Origin of the sequence: Kribbella sp. VKM Ac-2571, from assembly GCF_004362255.1 — a bacterium.
In the GTDB taxonomy this organism is placed as follows: domain Bacteria; phylum Actinomycetota; class Actinomycetes; order Propionibacteriales; family Kribbellaceae; genus Kribbella; species Kribbella pratensis.
This window is the reverse complement of the sequence record NZ_SNWS01000043.1, coordinates 1-1,377: the sequence shown is the minus strand read 5'-3', so window position 1 is coordinate 1,377 and position 1,377 is coordinate 1. Positions and strand designations below refer to the sequence as shown.

1 protein-coding gene is annotated in these 1,377 nt (G+C 67.4%); it reads right to left on the bottom strand.

The annotated features are described in order from the left end of the window. Positions 1 to 26 precede the first annotated feature (26 nt). A complete protein-coding gene (locus EV651_RS41110; RefSeq protein WP_133791669.1) occupies positions 27 to 1,127 on the bottom strand; it encodes an IS110 family transposase in 1,101 nt (366 codons plus the stop codon). Positions 1,128 to 1,377: the final 250 nt, after the last annotated feature.

Sequence of the window (1,377 nt, the reverse complement as noted above, 5' to 3'; positions counted from 1 at the left end):
TGGATGCCCCTATGTTTGTCAAGTGGTCATGCGGCTGCTTGCAGTTGGTGTTCGGCGTTGCCGGGGACTGGTCGCAGGAGTGGGTAGATCTCGCGGGCGACGTAGCGTTTGAGGCAGCGGATGATCTCGCGTCGGGTTTTGCCTTCGGCCAGCCGGCGCTCCATGTAGGCCTGGGTGGGTGTGTGCCAGCGCAGCCGGGTGAGCACGATGCGATAGAGCGCGGCGTTGGCCTGCCGGTCACCGCCGTAGTTGAGGCGCATGCGCTGGGTTTTGCCCGAGGATGCCTCGACCGGGTTGGCAGCGCACAGGGCGGCGAAGGAGGCTTCTTTGTGCAACCGGTCGGGGTTGTCGCCGGCGGTGATCAGCAATGCGGCGGCGTTGTCCGGGCCGACGCCGACCCGCTCCAGCAGCCGGGGTGTGTGTGCGTCGATGACTGCGGTCAGTTGGTGGTTCAGCTCGCGGGCCTCGCTGGTCAGCCGCTGGATCCGGGTGGCCAGCAGCGCCAGGGTGTAGCGCGCGATGCTCGCGGTGTCGGCACGGTGATCGTGATCGGCCGGCGCCAGTTCCGCGCAGCGGCGGATCAGGATCGGGGTGGTCAGCCCGGCCAGCGAGTCCCGCAGTCCGGCATCGGCGGACACCAGTACTGCCTTGAGTTGGTTGATCGCCTGGGTGCGGGCCTTGATCGCGGAATCCTTGGCCAGCTTGAGCATCCGCATCATCTCTACCGATCCGTCGCTGGTCTTCGCAGTCGCGGTGGCACGGCCGGAGACTACGGCCTGGGCGGCGGCTTCAGCGTCGATGGTGTCGGTCTTGCCTCGGCGGCGGCGGGTGGCCTTGTCGGGTTGGTTGACCTCCACCACCTCAACGCCTTCGGCGAGCAAGTAGCGGGTCAGTCCGGCACCGTAGGAGCCGGTGCATTCCACCCCGGCCCGGCGCACCACGCCCAGGCCGCGCGCCCAGCCCAGCAGACTCCGGTAACCGGCTGCGGTGGTGGGGAACGCCTTGCTGTCGATCACCCCGCCCAGCACGGTCACCACAGCGGCCACATGCGTGTCCTTGTGAGTGTCCACACCGAGTACCACCTCCTCGGAGTTGTCGGGGTGGTCTGCGGACTGCTGGTCGGGCATGCTGGTCACGGCTGTCGGACTCCTGTTCGGTACGGGCACACGATGGCCAGCACCGGGCCGGCAGGAGCGGTCAAAGCTGTGATGGCGCCTTGTTCACGGCAAGGCCCCTATTGGGACACGCTCCGCCGGACCGGTGACGGCAAGCACTGTCCCAGACCAACGGTCGACAGATCCAAGCCAGGACACACCGGTCTGCTCTCACGCGAGTCAAACCGCGGTCCGGGACAGCACGCCATCATCCTCACAGCTC

Coding starts and splice junctions, on each gene's coding strand:
- EV651_RS41110 (WP_133791669.1), bottom strand. CDS start 1,127: ATGCCCGACCAGCAGTCCGCAGACCACCCCGACAACTCCGAGGAGGTG.